This window comes from Poritiphilus flavus, from assembly GCF_009901585.1.
Classification (GTDB): Bacteria; Bacteroidota; Bacteroidia; order Flavobacteriales; family Flavobacteriaceae; genus Poritiphilus; species Poritiphilus flavus.
Genome location: NZ_WXYO01000014.1, coordinates 1 through 18,052, shown reverse-complemented (window position 1 = coordinate 18,052; position 18,052 = coordinate 1). Strand labels below are relative to the sequence as shown.

At 47.2% G+C, this 18,052-nt stretch carries 8 protein-coding genes; 7 read left to right on the top strand and 1 reads right to left on the bottom strand.

The window, feature by feature from the left end:
• Nucleotides 1–1,687 (top strand): T9SS type B sorting domain-containing protein (locus GTQ38_RS20820; protein ID WP_161437521.1); only part of this gene is annotated, 1,687 nt, incomplete at its 5' end.
• A 14-nt stretch (nucleotides 1,688–1,701) separates the two neighbouring features.
• Here GTQ38_RS20820 and GTQ38_RS20815 read toward each other — a convergent pair.
• Nucleotides 1,702–2,478 (bottom strand): glycosyltransferase family 2 protein, encoded by a 777-nt coding sequence (locus GTQ38_RS20815; protein ID WP_161437520.1) that lies wholly within the window; start codon nucleotides 2,476–2,478, stop codon nucleotides 1,702–1,704.
• 556 nt (nucleotides 2,479–3,034) lie between these two features.
• Here GTQ38_RS20815 and GTQ38_RS20810 point away from each other — a divergent pair.
• The 6 genes from GTQ38_RS20810 to GTQ38_RS20785 form a co-directional block, all read left to right on the top strand.
• Entirely contained in the window at nucleotides 3,035–3,769 is a 735-nt protein-coding gene (locus tag GTQ38_RS20810) for a class I SAM-dependent methyltransferase (protein ID WP_161437519.1), read from the top strand.
• 249 nt (nucleotides 3,770–4,018) lie between these two features.
• A complete protein-coding gene (locus GTQ38_RS20805; RefSeq protein WP_161437518.1) occupies nucleotides 4,019–5,458 on the top strand; it encodes a sodium:solute symporter family protein in 1,440 nt (479 codons plus the stop codon).
• Nucleotides 5,459–5,689: 231 nt separating this feature from the next.
• Entirely contained in the window at nucleotides 5,690–6,370 is a 681-nt protein-coding gene (locus GTQ38_RS20800; RefSeq protein WP_161437517.1) for a hypothetical protein, read from the top strand.
• A gap of 272 nt (nucleotides 6,371–6,642) precedes the next feature.
• Entirely contained in the window at nucleotides 6,643–8,664 is a 2,022-nt protein-coding gene (locus tag GTQ38_RS20795) for a sensor histidine kinase (RefSeq protein WP_161437516.1), read from the top strand.
• A gap of 232 nt (nucleotides 8,665–8,896) precedes the next feature.
• Entirely contained in the window at nucleotides 8,897–13,801 is a 4,905-nt protein-coding gene (locus tag GTQ38_RS20790) for a BspA family leucine-rich repeat surface protein (protein ID WP_161437515.1), read from the top strand.
• An 851-nt stretch (nucleotides 13,802–14,652) separates the two neighbouring features.
• The coding region (locus tag GTQ38_RS20785) for a BspA family leucine-rich repeat surface protein (protein WP_161437514.1) at nucleotides 14,653–18,052 on the top strand (3,400 nt) is incomplete at its 3' end.

Genomic DNA, 18,052 nt, shown 5'->3' with positions numbered 1-18,052 from the left:
CCTAACCACTGGCCTTGTTGACCAGGGTTCTGGTGATGCCTGCGGGAACGTTACCCTGGAAGTGGCCCCAAGTAGCTTTACGGCCATGGACCTGGGAGGGAACACGGTAACCCTGACCGCGACGGATGCCAATGAGAATACAGCTACCTGCACGGCCACGGTGACCGTAGTGGACAAGGTGGCCCCCACCGCCAATTGCCAGGACATCACCGTGGAACTGGACACAAGGGGTAGTGCAACGATCAGCCCTTCTGAGGTGGACAGAGGCTCGGGGGACAACAGTGGAAGCAGTGTATCGCTTTTCCTGGATAGGGCTGATTTTGATTGTTCGGATGTAGGGCAGAACACGGTGACCCTTAGGGTGGCCGATGGTAGCCAAAACACGGCAAGCTGTACCGCCACAGTAACCGTTCAGGACACCACCCCTCCTACGGCTCTTTGCAAGGCGGCAACCCTTGAATTGAACGCCAATGGGGAAGCCAGCCTAACGGCAGACCTTGTGGACGATGGTTCTGGTGATGCCTGCGGGAATGTCACCCTGGAAGTGTCCCCAAGTAACTTTACGGTCAGGGACCTGGGTGAGAACACCGTAAGGCTGATGTTGACGGACCAGCAAGGTAACACGGCAAGCTGTCAGACCATAGTGACTGTAGCGGACAATCAGGCCCCTACGGCCATATGTAAGGACATTATCGTGGAACTGGACACCATGGGTAGTGCAACCATCGAGGTAACTGACATAGACAACGGTTCGTACGATAATTTAGGTGGTGCCATTTCACTTTCCCTGGACCAAACGACTTTTAGCTGTCCCGACGTGGGGCAGAACACTGTATCTCTTACCGTGGAGGATGAGAGTGGTAATGTGTCAACCTGCACAGCCGAGGTAATGGTAACCCCACCTATGATCACAAATGTCACTACGAACAGCGGACCTGTCTGTCACGGATTTGCTCTGCAGTTGAATGAGATAAGCGGCTTAGGGACTTCATGGTCATGGACCAGTAGTGGAGATGCCATATTCAACAACCCTGGAATACAAAATCCGGAAGTGACCAATGTTTCGGATGGAGAAGAGTTTACCGTTACGGTAACATTGGCTAATGGTTGCATTTTTATGGGCACTACAGTGGTCTCTCTTCTGGAAACACCTGTTTTGGATGTAGTGAGCGAACAGGAGTTCTGTACTTTGGATAATCCCTCGATATCGGATCTGTCAGCCTCGGGTAATGGCAGTATTTATTGGTATGCCCTAGAGAATGGCACTACCGAACTGGAAAGCCATGTTCCACTGGCGGACGGCGCTATGTATTACGGGGCCTTGGAGGATGACAATGGATGTATTTCCGAACGGGTTGCCGTCGCGGTAAGAGTCACCGTTCAAAACTGTGACGAACCACCAGGAGCGGACAATCTCGCCTTTTCTCCAAATGGCGATGGGATCAATGATTCCTTTTCCATTTCCTGGCTGAGGAAGGATTACCCTAACTACAGCATAACGGTCTATGACCGCAATGGGTCTCTGGTGTACAAGGGGAACATAGGAAAAGCGGACTGGGACGGCAGTTCAGATCGCGGTGTTGTGCTGGGAGATGGTAAACTACCCAACGGGGTTTACTACTATACCATAGATTTTGGGGACGAGATCACACCACGAGTACAGGGAGTTGTCTATCTAAACCGATAAAAAGGTCTTTATCTCTAAGTCGCCTTGCGAATAAGAGCGTATAATTTTGCAAAAAGCCTTGCAATCGCCCTGCCCCAAATCCGTTCAAGAATTTTGAATTCCTCCCTTTGCGCAAGCCCGCTGTCCAGGCTAATAGTGGTTTCAGATTTGTTATGGATCCGATGTTTTACCAACTTTTTGTTTATGTAAGTAAAACGTCCATCCATATTGGCGATCTCTAACCAGGCTACCCAATCCAATGCAAACCTAAATTCAGGGGAAAACGAAAAACCATTTAGAATTTTGGTGTTGTAGGTTACCGTGGGACAACAGATAGAACTGCCGAAGATCAGGATCAGCTTTTTTAATAATTTGCTTCTGTAGGATGATTTGATGAGAAAAGGAAATAGTGATATTTTTTTGACAATGGCATTGAGGGTATTCTTTTTACAGATTCCATTGACCACATCCCAATAGTTCGTGAAAACTATAGAACTTCCCTCTATATTTTTCATTACCTCACCTACATAATCAGACTCATAGACATCATCCTGGTGAGCGATAGTTACATATTCGGAATTTGCCACTAAAAGTGCAAAATTCCAATCATTGGCGATCCCTTTTCTTTCTGATGAATTGACGAGATATGGGATCCCGTATTTTTTTGCTAAATCCCTTGTAGCCTGGGTGGGTGTTGAGGTCGTTATAAGTATATCACTTACCGGGCTTTGCTTTTTTAAACTGCTTATACAACGCTCCAAATAAGGTGATTCTTTGTAAACCGGAATTATAAATGCGTGCGTACCCATCATTGCGATATCAGCTTTTGCTTTGTCCTATCCAATTCATTTCAGAGTTCATTAAAACAGGAAACCAAAATATCAGTAAAGAACTACTTATTGCAAACGCAATTACCTGGGCGGGAGAATATATTAATAAGTGGGCTGTTCGAGGAGTCCGCGTAAAAACTTTTGCCTTGGTTTTGAATGCTAAAATATTTCGCGGCCATTGTCAACGTCCTGGTTTAATCTAAGCCCAAGGCAAAGGAATTTAATTAGGCCGACTTTGTACAAAAGTCTTTCCTTCCTTTTCCTCCATTTACATCATCTTAATTGAGAAATACTGTTCACTTATCGTCTCAAAGTGTCACTTATGCATCGGTCTTTGCTCCTGTTCGTATAGCTGTTTAGTTTCGAATTATTCCATCTGCTTGGTAAGGATGTGCCGTGGTCTTGGCCGTAGAACCATACATGGTCACCCGGTCACTAGCGAAAAGTATAAGATCCGTTCATCCAGATTAAAAGAATTGAGAACATTAAGGTAAGCCCCTGGCAGAGATTAAAATAGCAACAAGCTCAAATCTATAGTATGGCAACAGATTACAACACCATTGCAAAAGAATATCAAGCCTCAAAAATGCAACCCTGGCGAAAACATATAGAAGGGTTTTCCCTATTCGAATTGGCGGGAGATTTGTCTGGCAAGACTGTGCTGGACCTGGCATGTGGAGAGGGTTTTTATACCCGGCAGTTAAAACTAAGAGGGGCTCCTGCTGTGGAAGGGGTAGATATTTCAGAAACAATGATTCAACTTGCAAGAAAGGCTGAAAACCAAAGCCCTCTGGGAATTGTTTATCACGAACAGGATGTTTTAAACTTAAAGTTGAATAAAAAATTTGACCTTATTACGGCATCATACTTGCTTAACTATGCAAAGACCGCTGAAGAACTGCTTCAATTCGGGAAGGCTATTTCAGACCATCTAAATCCAGGAGGGCGTTTTGTTACGATAAATAGCAATCCGGACTATAAGGCTCCAATTGATACTTTGTACAAATACGGTTTCACCCGTGAAGATAAAAGTCATTCCGAGGGAGCGGAAATCATCTATCGCTTTTTCGATCCCGACGGGAGCAATATTGAAGTGATCAATTACCATCTTGAAAAATCAACGCATGAAACAGCTTTAAAAAAGGCTGGATTATCAAATATTCATTGGCATAATGTCCAGTTGTCTCCGGAAGGAAAAGAAGCGTTTGGTATGGATTATTGGAAACCCATTTTAGAAACCCAACCGGTAATAGGTCTTTCCTGTAATAAATAATTTTGACCATATTTACGGTAAACAAGGAACTGAGAATTGCCTATGCAAGCGAAAAAAGTATTCCCAAATTGGGTCTGGTTGATTTATCTTCTATTGTTTTCCTTTTCAATACCCTGGTATTTGCCCAAAGACCTGAGCATGCAATTGACCTTCGGATTACCTTTATGGGTTGTTTTTTGTATCGCGGCCATACTTGGTATAGCACTATTTACCCTTTGGATCATTCAAAAATTCTGGAAGGAATAGTCCATGGATACAACCATTCTTATAATTAGTATCGGTGGCTATTTGATCCTTCTGTTAGGGCTTGGTTTTTTAGCTAATAGACGAAGAGAATCAAATTCCTTAAAGGATTTTTACCTGGCCGGAAGCAGTCTGGGCTCATTTGTATTGCTGTTTACTTTGTATGCTACACAGTACAGTGCTAATACAATGCTGGTAACCCCTGCGGAAGTGGTTAACCAGGGAATGGGTATGATATTGATACTCGGCTATCTGACGGCTGTTGTAGTCTTTTATCTCACCTTTGCGCCCCAATTGTATCAGATATCACGGAGATTTAATTTTATAACCCCCGGTGATTGGTTTGACCACAGGTTCAAGCTGCCTAAACTAACCTTATTGGCAAACTGTATTCTTGTTATTGTATCCGTTAATTTCTTGCTGTCCCAATTAATGGCCATGGGGCATATTGTAAATGGCGCTACCGACGGACATATCCCGTATTGGGCCGGCGTGGTATCCCTGGCCTTTGTGGTCATCGTTTATGAATCCCTTGGTGGGATGAGGGCTGTAGCCTGGACGGATGTAATTCAGGGAGTAATGCTGTTCACCGGTTTAATAGGTTTGTTTTTTATCGTAGTACCCGATACTGCTGAATTGGAAAAAATAAGCATTTGGATGATTGAAAATGAACCCCAAAAGATTGAAGTGCCTGAAAGTGGATTCAGGATTTATTGGGCCAGCCTCTTGCTCATGATTGGCTTTGGTGCCGCGGTGTATCCACAAGCGATCCAGCGTATATATGCCGCTAAATCCGTAAAATCGCTGCGTCAGTCTCTGGGGGGCATGGTAATCATGCCATTTGTGACCGTCTTAATTCTGTTTTTATTGGGGATGGCAAGCGTACCGCATTTTACAGATGCGGAACAGCTGTCAAAAGACGACGTACTTCCAACAATGCTGAGTTTCTGGGGCAGTACCTCAGCATTTAACCTGGGATTTTCAATGCTGTTCATAGTAGGCTTAATAGCAGCCATTATGTCAACCGCGGATTCCGTTTTGTTGAGTTTATCGTCCATAATAGCCAAAGACATATTCGGAAAACTCAGACTTAAGAATGCATCAAGCGAAAGACTCACTAAGATCGGCAAAGCATTTTCCTGGGGTATTATGCTTTTAATGGTGCTGATCGCCCTTCAACCCAAAATAACACTATGGGGATTGATTGAATTAAAAATGCAAATTTTGGTTCAGATAGTGCCTTTGTATTTATTGGGAATTTACTCAAAAAGGGTGACTTCCAGAGGCATGTTCCTTGGGCTGATCATAGGCTTCTCTTTTGCAACGGTTGCTTTTTTCCTGGACGTAAAAACGATTGGCAACATACATGTCGGTTTGATTGGGTTGATATTGAACATAATTACTTGCTACCTCTTTTCCAGGGAAGACCCTAAAACTGAAGGATGACACTTATTAGTTGAATATAAGATCAGGGATGATTCATTGTCCGCAGGCATCCCTTTTATTGTAATGATTTTCAGCAATTACAAAATACCATACACTTATTCTTTTGGTAGAACACTTATGCATCTGCCTTTGTGACCATTAGCACCCTTACTTAATTTAGGTCCGTGCGGTCTCCCAGGAAAACATAATTCCGGATATAGTTCTCCTTGCCATCATCCCAACTATACATGGATGGTAAAGAAGGAGTTCTCAAAAACCGTAATAGCCCCGGGCTCAGACATCCGGGGATACAAGGTCATCGCAAAATCCTGTGCTTGGTCAGAATACCGAATGGATAAGCGGACCTTAAGCAGATCTTGTTCAATGGCCGTGCTTTTGCGTATCACCTTTCAGCGATTCCCGGAGTATTGCATCAGATTGAATCCTATGAAACAGTTGATCACAATCCTATTTCTTGGGCTTTCCCTGACCACTAAGGGCCAATCTGTCCCTTATGTCAATGTTGGTGTTTTTGAAATGAGCGATCACTTTGAAGGTACCTCAATAGCCTATAATATTGGTTTGCGTACAACCATTCGTGATCCCTGGGCGATATCGGCCCAAATTGGACAGGAACGCTTCGACGAGGGAATTTCTACTAACACATGCCTTATGGCCACATACAAATCACAGTACGGAAGCTATTTTCTTTTGACTCATGCAGGGGCGCGCTACCATTTCCAGGAAGGTGCGATCAATCCTTTGATTGGGTTCACCAATATGTTTGGGATTAGCAGAAGTACTGCCCTGTCTTTAGATGTCTTTTTGGTAACCTATGGAGATCTCAGCGCGGTAAACAGTACTATCCAGGCGGTGATAGGGGTTTCCTTTAAGATGCCCAGGCTAAGAAGATACAGGCCTATAAGATTATAAGTGGTTTTAATTGCGGCATGATAGATATTTCACCGTTTTGAGTGGTTTTTATTTTTTTGATGGACTTGCGTCTTTAATTTATCGTTATCCTATGCCAGTATATTGGAGATCTTCCGGGTAAAATAGAAATTCGTTGATGCCCTTCGGACAGGTTTTTTCCTGTAACTGCCTCATATACAATGATTGTCTATTTTTAAGATGTTAAGTGTTATACTTTTCTGACTCAGGACGACAAATTTATTATATTTAACCCCTCAAGACTTCCCCAGGTCATGAAAGCAATTTACTCTTTTTTATTGTGTTCACTCACCCTATCCCTGTCTGCCCAGGAGGTGGACCTCACAGATGCTGTCCAATCCCTAAAGCTAAAGATCAATAACTCGGAAGGTGGTGAACGCCTGATGTGGATGGACAGTCTGTCCACATTGATCGAAGACCGGACGGATTTTGGTTACGATTCCATCGTAAGGAGCACTATTGATTATGCCCTGGAGTTAGACTCCACACGAATAGCCCTGAAACACGGCCGCAAATTGATTGTTTACGGCTGGCAGGAACTGAGAAACCCGGAGCTGGCCCTGGAGGATTTCTATGATCTATTGGAGAAGGTTCCCGGGGAAGAGCATTTAGCGGAATTGAGTGGAGTATATGTCGTAGCTGGCCGGAACTATATAATGCTCAACCGTCTTGATGAGGCTATGGAAAGTTTTGAACAGGCTTATTCATATTCCTCAGAGGTTAATGATCAGCCGAAAATGGGCATTATTAAAGACCACATGGGCATGTTGCAGTCTATGATGGGAGATTTCCAGGGTGCATCGGCCACATTACAGGAATCCTATCAAATTTTATCGGAGAGTGATCCCGAAATGGCATGGTGCCCAAAAAATACCCTGTCAATACTTTACTCCCAGAACGGGCTTCAGGAAGAGGCAAAAAAAATTCGTATGGAGATCATAGAAGAGGCCAGGGGATATACAAACGAGAAGAATAGAAATGAAGTATTAAATACTACATTTCACAACCAGGCCTTTGACGAGATGTTAAATGGAAGCCAGGAGGAACGGATCAGATTCCTGGATTCCACCAGGGTTTACGCCTTCAAAACGAATTATGTATTTCACGAACTACAGGTATTGGTGGCCCAGCTGAGTGCCTACTCAGAAAACGGGATGCTGGATAAAGCGGAAGAGGTGAAGCAGGAGCTGGATAAACGAAGAGCGCAGGGAAACTTCTTTGAAGTGGATGAGTATAACCTGGCCATGGCGCATTATGAATTTGCAGTGGGCAACTACCAAAGAGCCGCTCTTCTGGGGGAGAGAGAATATGAAAAGCTAAAGAATTCCCAGTTCTATGAGGGCATCTATATGTCCCATGGCTTTTTAGCCAAAGTGTACGACAGCTTGGGGAATTTAAGCAGGTCCCATACACATCTCCGGGCCCACCATAAAATAAAGGACTCCATAGAGACGGTCCAGAAGGCAAACGGTTTTTCCTATTACCAGGCGCTATACGAGGCGGAGAAGAAGGATTCGGAGATCGCCACCCAGAAGTCGGAGATCGCACTGTTAAACGCCAGGAACCGGGCGCAGAACATGTGGATCACTTTTGGTGGTTTGGGGATACTGGCTGTGCTTACGATCCTATACCTGGTATGGGTACAGAATGCCACCAAAAGGAAACAGCAGGCTCAGGCCCGCTTCTCCAGGAACCTGATCAAGGGCCAGGAGGAGGAGCGAACCCGTGTGGCCAGAGAACTGCACGACGGGGTAGGGCAAAAGCTGATGCTGTTGGCCAAAAGGTCAAAGTCCGGTGAGGATGCAGCAGTAAAATCCCTGGCGATGGATACCCTGGAAGAACTGCGTAGCGTTTCCCGCCACCTGCATCCGGCCACCCTGGAGAAGTTGGGATTCTCTGCGGCTGTAAGGGCGATAATCGATGAGGTGGATGCCAACACAGACATCTTTTTCACCCACCATATCGAAGATGTGGACGAGCTGTTGAGCGATGAGAAATCTCTGCAACTCTACCGGATCATGCAGGAGCTATTGAACAATATCGTAAAGCATTCAGAGGCCAGGTCGGTATCGGTAGATATAGAAAGAAAGGCCGGTACGATAGAAATCGTGGTGAAAGACAACGGGAAAGGCTTTAGCTTCAAGGAGAAAATCCGCGACAGTGCCAGTCTGGGCATGCGTACGCTTTTGGAACGGGCCAGGATAGCCGGTGCCAAACTTCATGTGGACAGCGAGCTATCAACAGGCACCACCGTATACCTGGAAATGCCGGCTTAAACACTCCTTCTTAAGTGCCCTAATATCGGGTAATCAGGCCGCAGTCCCTTTGTAGGCCAAACCAGGGTCAGTGTGATCTGAATTTACTCCCATTATTTCGGACAACAGCAAATGACGCGTTCTACTTACGGCTTCCATTTATTATCAAATTGGAACGCTGGTTACTTTCCTTATAAAGTGTTGGTTATAAAGGTGTAGATTAACACGAAAATTCATACAACACTTACAGATTATGGAAACAAACTACATCACGGGCCTAAAGAGGCCTTTATTTACCTTTTTCACTTACTTGTTGTTCAGCACAGGCCTTTTTGCTCAAAGCGAGTTCATCACTACCTGGAATACGTCCAACACCGGTACATCCGACGGAAATTCCATCACAATCCCTGCAGTGGGGACTTACGATGTCGATCTGGGCAATGACGGCACCTACGACCTATTGGACCAGACCGGGACCACTACCATAGACGTAACGGCATACGGCCATACCGCAGGGGAGCTACAAGTGGCCCTCCGCAATGCCGCCTCCGGGACCGGTACCCTTACAAGGATATATTTTAACGGTACAGGTGATAGGGACAAGCTGCTCTCTGTGGACCAATGGGGGAGTAGTATTTCATGGAGCAACATGAACAGGGCATTTCTCGGTTGTTCCAATCTTGAGGTAAAGGCAACGGACGCCCCGGATCTAAGCGGTATCACCGATATGGGCTCAATGTTTAGACTATGTACCTCAATGACCGGGAGCATTGGCTTTTCTAACTGGAATACTGCCAATGTAACCAATATGGGCGCTGTCTTCCTTGATGCCTATGCTTTTAACGGGGACGTTGCTTCCTGGAATACGGCCAATGTAACCATTATGACTAGCATGTTTAGCAACGCAAAAGTATTTAATCAGGATATTAGTTCCTGGAACACAGCCAAGGTGACTGGCATGGGTTATATGTTTGGTGGTGCATATGTCTTTGACCGGGACATCAGTACCTGGGACATCAGCAGTGTGACCAGAATAAGCGGCATGTTTGCCAACGCATGGGCCTTTAACCAGGACATCGGTTCCTGGAACACGGCCAATGTGACCAGTATGTCACAGATGTTTTATAATGCTGACACTTTTGATCAGAACATTAATTCCTGGGACACCAGCAGCGTAACCGATATGAGTGAGATGTTTTTTAATGCAGATGCATTTAATGGAAACATCAGTTCCTGGAACACCAGCAGCGTGACGAGCATGAAAAGTATGTTTATGGGCGCAAGCGCCTTTGACAAGGACATCGGTTCCTGGGACACAAGCAATGTGACCGATATGAGTAATATGCTACGTGGCACAACCGTTTTTGACCAGGACATTGGCGCATGGGACCTCGGAAAACTTGCAGATGGTACTTATATGCTCAACTACAGTGGGCTTTCCGTCGCCAATTGGGACGCCACACTGATCGGTTGGTATAATCAGAACTTTACGAACACCCCGGCCATAGGCGCCTTAGGGCTGGCCTACTGTGAAGCTGTTTCCGAACGTAGCGCACTCACCTTCAATATAACAGGTGACAGGCGGTCTACTACCCCACCGACGGCATCCTGCAAGGCGGCAACCTTGCAACTGAACGCTAACGGTACAGCCAACCTGGATGCCTCCCTTGTGGACGGCGGGAGCGATGGTTGCGGGATCTCCCTGGGTTTATCGAAGAGCAGTTTCACAACCTCAAACCTCGGTGCAAATACGGTAACCCTTACAGCGACCGATTACAACAGCAACACAAACAGCTGCCAGGCTACGGTGACTGTGCTGGCCTATCCCACCACCACTTTCGTCACTACCTGGGACACGACCAAATCTGGCACCTCCAACGGAAATTCTATCACCATTCCCGTTACTGGGACTTATGATGTGGATCTTGGCGGGGATGGTACCTACGAGTTGCTAGACCAGACCGGAACCATTACTATTGATGTCACCTCCTATAACTTTACGGCCGGTGAGATACAAGTTGCAATTCGTAATGCCGCCTCCGCAAGCGGGGACCTTAGCAGAATACACTTCAACAACGGAGGCGATAAAGAAAAGTTACTATCTGTGGACCAATGGGGAAGCAGCATCTCCTGGAGCACTATGGAAAAGGCATTTTACGGCTGTTCAAACCTGGATGTCAAGGCCACCGATGCCCCTGATCTGGGTGGCGTTACCAGTATGTCCCATATGTTTTCCAGATGTTACTCACTTTCGGGAACGACAGGCTTTTCCAACTGGAATACCAGCACCGTGACCGATATGTCCTATATGTTTGATCAGACGTACGCCTTTGATCAGGCCATCGGATCCTGGAATACGACCAGCGTGACTAATATGTCCGGTATGTTTTTCAGTTCCAGCTTTAATCAGGACATCAGCACCTGGGACACCAGTGGCGTAACCGATATGGGCGAGTTGTTTCGGGAGGCACACGCATTTGATAAGAGTATTAGCTCCTGGAACACCTCCGCTGTAACCGACATGTCCTATATGTTCTCTGGCGCAAGCGCCTTTGACCAGGCCATAGGTGCCTGGGACGTAAGTAAGGTGACTGATATGGGCGGCATGTTGCAGGGGGCCAGCGCCTTTAATCAGGCCATTAGTGCCTGGAACACCAGCAAAGTGACCGATATGGGCGGCATGTTCCAGTCAGCCAGCGCCTTTAACCAGGATATCAGTACATGGGATGTGGCGGCTGTGACCAATATGGCCTGGATGTTAGCCGGTGCAAGTACTTTTAACCGGGACATCAGTTCCTGGAATACTAGCAACGTGACAACAATGAAATCCATGTTTTACAATACAACCGCTTTCAACCGGAACATTGGCTCCTGGAACACAAACAGCGTGAAGGATATGAGCACCATGTTTTACAATGCAAATGTTTTTAATGGGGACATCAGCTCCTGGGATACTAGCAACGTCACGAATATGTCCGGTATGTTCCAGTATGCTACGGCCTTTGACGGAGCTATCGGTTACTGGAACACGGCCAGTGTAACCAATATGAGCTGGATGTTTCACTATGCAAGCGCTTTTAACCAGAACCTGGGTAATTGGGATTTGGGACAGTTGACATCGGGTCGTGACATGCTCAATAATAGTGCGCTCTCGGTTGCCAACTGGGACGCCACCTTAATAGGTTGGTACAACCAGAGCTTCACCAATACCCCCACAATAGGCGCCTCTGGACTGGTCTACTGCTCTGCCGGTACCGAGCGGGCTGCATTGACTCTAGGCATCAGCGGTGATAGCGCTGAAACTAACAAGCCAACGCCTAAATGTAAGGCGGCAACTCTGCAACTGAACGCCAATGGTACGGCCACGCTGACGGCCGATCTTGTGGATGACGGCTCTAGTGATGACTGTGGCGACGTCTCCCTGGAATTGTCCAAGACCAGCTTTACAACCGCCAACCTCGGTGCGAATACGGTCACCCTCACAGTCACCGACCCGAACGGTAATACAGACAGCTGCCAGGCCACAGTGACCGTGGAGGATGGTGCATTTATCACCACTTGGGATACGACCAATACCGGTACATCCGACGGAAATTCCATCACCCTCCCTTTAACTGGTACCTACGATGTGGACCTGGGCAATGACGGAACCTATGATCTATTAGACCAGACAGGGACCACTACCATAGATGTAACGTCATATGGCTATACCGCCGGAGAGATTCAAGTGGCTCTGCGTGATGCGGTCTCGGGGACCGGGAAACTGACAAGGATATATTTCAATAATACGGGCGACAAGCAGAAGCTGCTCTCGGTGGACCAGTGGGGGAACATATCCTGGAGTACCATGAACAGGGCATTTTCGGGTTGTTCCAATATGGACGTTAAAGCGAGCGACGCCCCTGATCTAAGCAGCTTGACCGATATGGCCTCGATGTTTAGGCATTGTGCCGCACTAAAAGGAACAATAGGTTTCTATGACTGGAACACGAGCGGCGTGACCAATATGGGTGCCCTCTTTCTTGAAGCGGAAACCTTTAACGGGGACGTTGGTTTTTGGAATACGTCCAACGTGACCATTATGGCTAGCATGTTTGGTAACGCGAAAGCATTTAATCAGGATATCAGCACCTGGAACACTTCCAAGGTGACTGACATGGGTTATATGTTCCATAGCGCTTGGGTGTTTGACCAGGACATCAGTTCCTGGGACGTCAGCAGTGTAACCAGAATAAGCGGCATGTTTGCCAACGCATGGGCCTTTAACCAGGATATCGGTTCCTGGAACACTTCCAAAGTGACCAGTATGTCACAGATGTTTTATAGTACAGACGCTTTTAATCAGGACATTAATTCCTGGGATACTAGCAGCGTAACCGATATGAGTGAGATGTTCTTTTTTGCATCCGCCTTTAATCAGACTATTAGTGCCTGGAACACCAGCGCTGTGACCGATATGTCCAGCATGTTTTTTAATGCCACGATCTTTGACCAAAACCTGGGCGCCTGGGACCTGGGGCAGCTGACAGATGGTACTTTAATGCTCAATAGCAGCGGGCTCTCTGTTGCCAACTGGGACGCCACACTGATCGGTTGGTACAATCAGGGTTTCACCAACACCCCCACAATTGGTGCCTCTGGACTTAAGTACTGCAATGCCGACACCGAACGTGCCGCACTGACCTTCAACATTATCGGAGATAATAAGAACTGTAGTGGAGCCGGAGACCCGGGAGGACGTTTGTTCGTACAGAATCCGAAGGGCGATGGTACCAACAGCAATGATCTCAGTGGGTCGCCGGATTTGAGCGGATCAGGACTCTCACTGAACAGTGATGGTACGGATGACAAGGACCTTGGTGGACTCCCTGATCTGGGCAAACTGGGCTTCTCACCGAACGGCGACGGGATCAACGATACTTTTTCCATTTCCTGGTTAAGGCGTGATTACCCCAATTATACTATGGCCATCTATGACCAAAACGGCACTCCGGTATATAAGGGAGACGCCGGTACACTGGACTGGGACGGAAGCGCTACCGGCCAGGGCATTACCATGGCAGATGGAAAGCTGCCCAACGGGGTGTACTATTATACCATAGTGTTCGGGGATGGAAGGACTCCATCTGCCCAGGGATTCGTCTATCTGAAGCGATAGACGTGGAACTTACCTGTAGATCAGATGACAGGACTGCCATTACAATAATGGAAACCGCATAATCAGGCAGGCAGACAACTGCTTCGGCCATTGAAGGGGCATCCGCTCAAATAGAGACGGATGTCCCTTCTATACTTTGGGTAAACTGTAGGGACCTCTGATGGAACAAAACTGAGGGATTCAAAATCGCAGTTGGTTGCAATTAACTGCAGAAAAAAAACATATTGGAAATTTTTTCTTAAACCCAAACCCAAAGCTTGGATATTTAAAGTGACCAATGAAATGTCACTTACCAGACGCTGTGTTTTTCATCATATTACCGTCAATCTTCTTACGTTTTAGCGTTCGGTAGCGGATCAGGATCCATATCCGTTTATGCTGGCTGAAATCTCCTGACCGGGCACAGCCGGGCCTTGGTCTTCAGGCCTTGTATATAAAGTTTTGAGCACGATAAAAGGGTTAATCCTATACCTGGATGTATGGCTTGGAAATAAGGCTCATTATTATTAACCCACTTATTTTTATATAAGCACACTTATTACTTTTTCGATGAAGTGAGGGTCAAAAAAATGTAATTTATATATGAATATTTTACAAATCCTTTCTGCTTGGCAAACTCTTGGACACTTAAGGCTTAAAACAACGAATTTGGCCGGTTGAATGATTTGTAAAGATTAGGCCACAAATGACGGACTGTTTTGAGAAGTGTAAGAAAAACAATATTAAGAATATTGCATTGGGCAGAGCATTTGGAGTTTCCAGGAAAGCCCGGATTTTTCTTGTCCACTACACAAATACCCGAATCTTGTGCTAGCTTAAATTCCCTTAAGTGCCAGAGGGGCTCCCTGCTGTTGTTATTCTTATGTTTATGGATAACCTCTGACCTCTTCGCTCAGAGCGAGTTCATCACCACCTGGGATACCACCAAACCCGGCCAGTCCAATGACAACTCCATCACTATCCCGGCCTATGGGACCTATGATGTAGACCTGGGGAACGATGGTAGCTATGAACTGCTAAGCCAGACCGGGACCATAACCGTAGATGTCACCACCCATAATTATACTGCCGGGCTAATACAGCTTGCCCTCAGGAATGCCGTTTCCGGGAACAGGCTTACCAGGATTCATTTCAACTATGCAGGCGACAGGCAGAAACTACTTTCCGTGGACCAATGGGGTAGCGGAATTTACTGGAGTACTATGGAAGATGCATTTTCCGGCTGTACCAATTTGGAGGTGAAGGCGACCGATTTTCCCAATCTGGGAAGTGTATCCAATATGAGTTGGATGTTTGGCGGCTGTACCTCCCTAACCGGGGCGACTGACTTTTCCAAATGGGACACTGGTAAGGTGACGGATATGAGCTTTATGTTCCACGGGGCGGGCGCCTTTAATGGAAATATCGCCTCCTGGAATACAGACAAGGTGACCAATATGCAAGCCTTGTTTATGGACACCAGTGCCTTTAATCAAAACATAGCTTCCTGGAACACCAGTAATGTGACCACTATGGCCAATATGTTTCGGAATGCCGCCGTATTTGACCAGGATATAGGTTCATGGGATACCGGCAGCGTTACAGATATGGTTTCCATGTTCAATAGTGCGTCCAACTTTGATCAGGACCTGGGAGACTGGGACCTGGGGAAGTTATCCAATGGCACTACTATGTTCAAGAGTAGTGGGCTTTCCGTGGGCAACTGGGACGCTACCCTCATCGGCTGGTATACCCAGAGTTTCACCAATACCCCCACCATAGGTGCTTCCGGACTGGTCTACTGTACAGCTGGTACCCAGCGTGCGGCACTCACCCTCAACATTACGGGTGACAGTGCAGAGACCACCCCGCCTACAGCAGCGTGCCAGACGGCGGTAACGCTACAACTGGGCACGAGTGGTACGGTAATGCTGGATGCGGCTTCGGTGGACAACGGTTCCAGCGATACCTGTGGGAACGTCTCCCTGGGTTTATCGCAGAGCAGCTTTACGGGCTCCGACCTAGGTACGAATACGGTAACCCTGACGGTTACCGACCCCAACGGTAATAAGAACAGTTGCACTATTGTGGTTACCGTAGAGGACAAGATTGCTCCCACAGCTGCTTGTAAGGACACCAAAGTAGAACTGGATTCAGCGGGTAGCGCTACCATCACTGCGGCTAATGTCAATAACAACTCTTCTGACAATAGCGGCTCGGTAATCCTTTCCCTGAACACCTCCGGTTATGACTGTTCCAAAACAGGTGAGAACACGGTGACCCTGACAGTGTCCGATGGTAGTGGTAACTCAGATAGTTGCACGGCTAAAGTAACGGTGGAGGACAAGCTGGCTCCCTCAGCAACTGATCTGGCCCCTATGAACCTACAGTGTTCTTCCGTTGCTCCAGCCGCGGATATCAGTATTGTGAAGGATGTGACCGACAATTGCACAGCAAATCCGACAGTAGCCTTTGTAAGTGATGTGAGTGATGGAAATAGCAATCCTGAGGTGATCACAAGGACCTATAGCGTAACGGATGGGGCCGGGAATAGTACTACTTTGACCCAAAAGATCACCTTGGGAGACACAACTGCTCCAACGGCAAACATGCTGTCACCGATCAGTGTTGAATGCAAATCCAATGTCCCGGCTGCGGACATCGCACTGGTAACTGGTGTGGCCGACAACTGCACCGCAAACCCAACAGTAGCCTTTGTGAGTGATGTGAGCGATGGGAACAGTAATCCAGAGGTCATTACAAGGACGTATAGCGTGACCGATGGAGCCGGGAATAGTACCCCTTTAACCCAAACGATTACGGTGAACGATACAACCGCTCCTACCGTCCTATGCCAGTCTGTGACGCTCCAGTTGGGTACAGATGGTACGGCAAGTTTAACCGCAAACCTTGTGGACAACGGTTCCAACGATGCCTGTGGCAGCGTCACCCTGAACCTGTCCTCTTATAGTTTCACTACCTCAGATCTTGGTGATAATACGGTAACCCTGACGGTGACCGATCCCAATGGAAACACAAATACTTGCCAAGCCACGGTAACAATAGTGGATCCCGCAAGCGTATTTGTTACCACCTGGGACACCACCAAACCCGGAACTTCGGACGGGAAATCCATTACCATTCCTGTCTCGGGGACCTACGACGTGGACCTGGGCAATGATGGGACCTACGAACTGCTCGACCAGAACGGGACTCTAACCCTGGATGTTACTACCTATAAGCATACTGCCGGGGAAATACAACTAGCGCTTCGTAACGCCGCCTCCGGGAATGGGAGCCTGAGCAGGATACACTTCAATAATTCGGGCGACCGGCAAAAGCTCCTTTCCGTGGACCAATGGGGAAGCAGCATAACCTGGAGCACCATGGAGGAAGCGTTTTACGGCTGTGCTAACCTGGAGGTCAAGGCTACAGACGCTCCCAACCTGTCCTACGTAACCACTATGATCGAAAGTTTTATGTTGTGTACGTCACTTAAGGGTACAACCAGCTTCCCTTCCTGGAATACTACCGGAGTAACCGATATGAGCTATATGTTCAATCAGGCAAGTTCATTTAATGGGAACATCAGTTCATGGGAAACTGGCAACGTGACCAATATGGCTGCCATGTTTACGGGTGCCAGTTCTTTTGACCGGAATATTGGCTCCTGGAACACAAGCGGTGTAACCAATATGGCCTCCATGTTTTATCAGGCAAGCTCCTTTAATGCAAACATTGGTTCCTGGAACACCAGTAATGTGACTACAATGGTCTCTATGTTTTATCAGGCAAGCTCTTTTGATGAGGATCTGGGCAATTGGGATATCGGGCAGTTGACTAATGGTACCGGGATGCTCAATGGCAGCGGGCTTTCAATGGAGAACTGGGACGACACCCTAATCGGTTGGCATAGTCAGGGTTTTACCAATGCGGTGACCATCGGCGCCTCTGGCTTGCACTATTGCCAAGCCGGTGCTGAACGAGCTGCAATGACCTTGAGTTTTAGCGGTGATAGCGTGGAAGATACTGCCCCTACAGCCAGTAACCCGGCTTCGGTAAGCGTAAAGTGTTCCTCCGATGTCCCTGCAGCTGATATTGCGGTAGTGACCGATGAGTCCGATAACTGTACCGCGAGCCCAACGGTCACCTTTGTAAGCGATGTAAGTGATGGCAACAGCAACCCTGAGGTGATCACCAGGACCTATAGGATTACCGATGAAGCGGGCAACAGTACCGATGTCACCCAGACCATCACCATAGAGGATACCA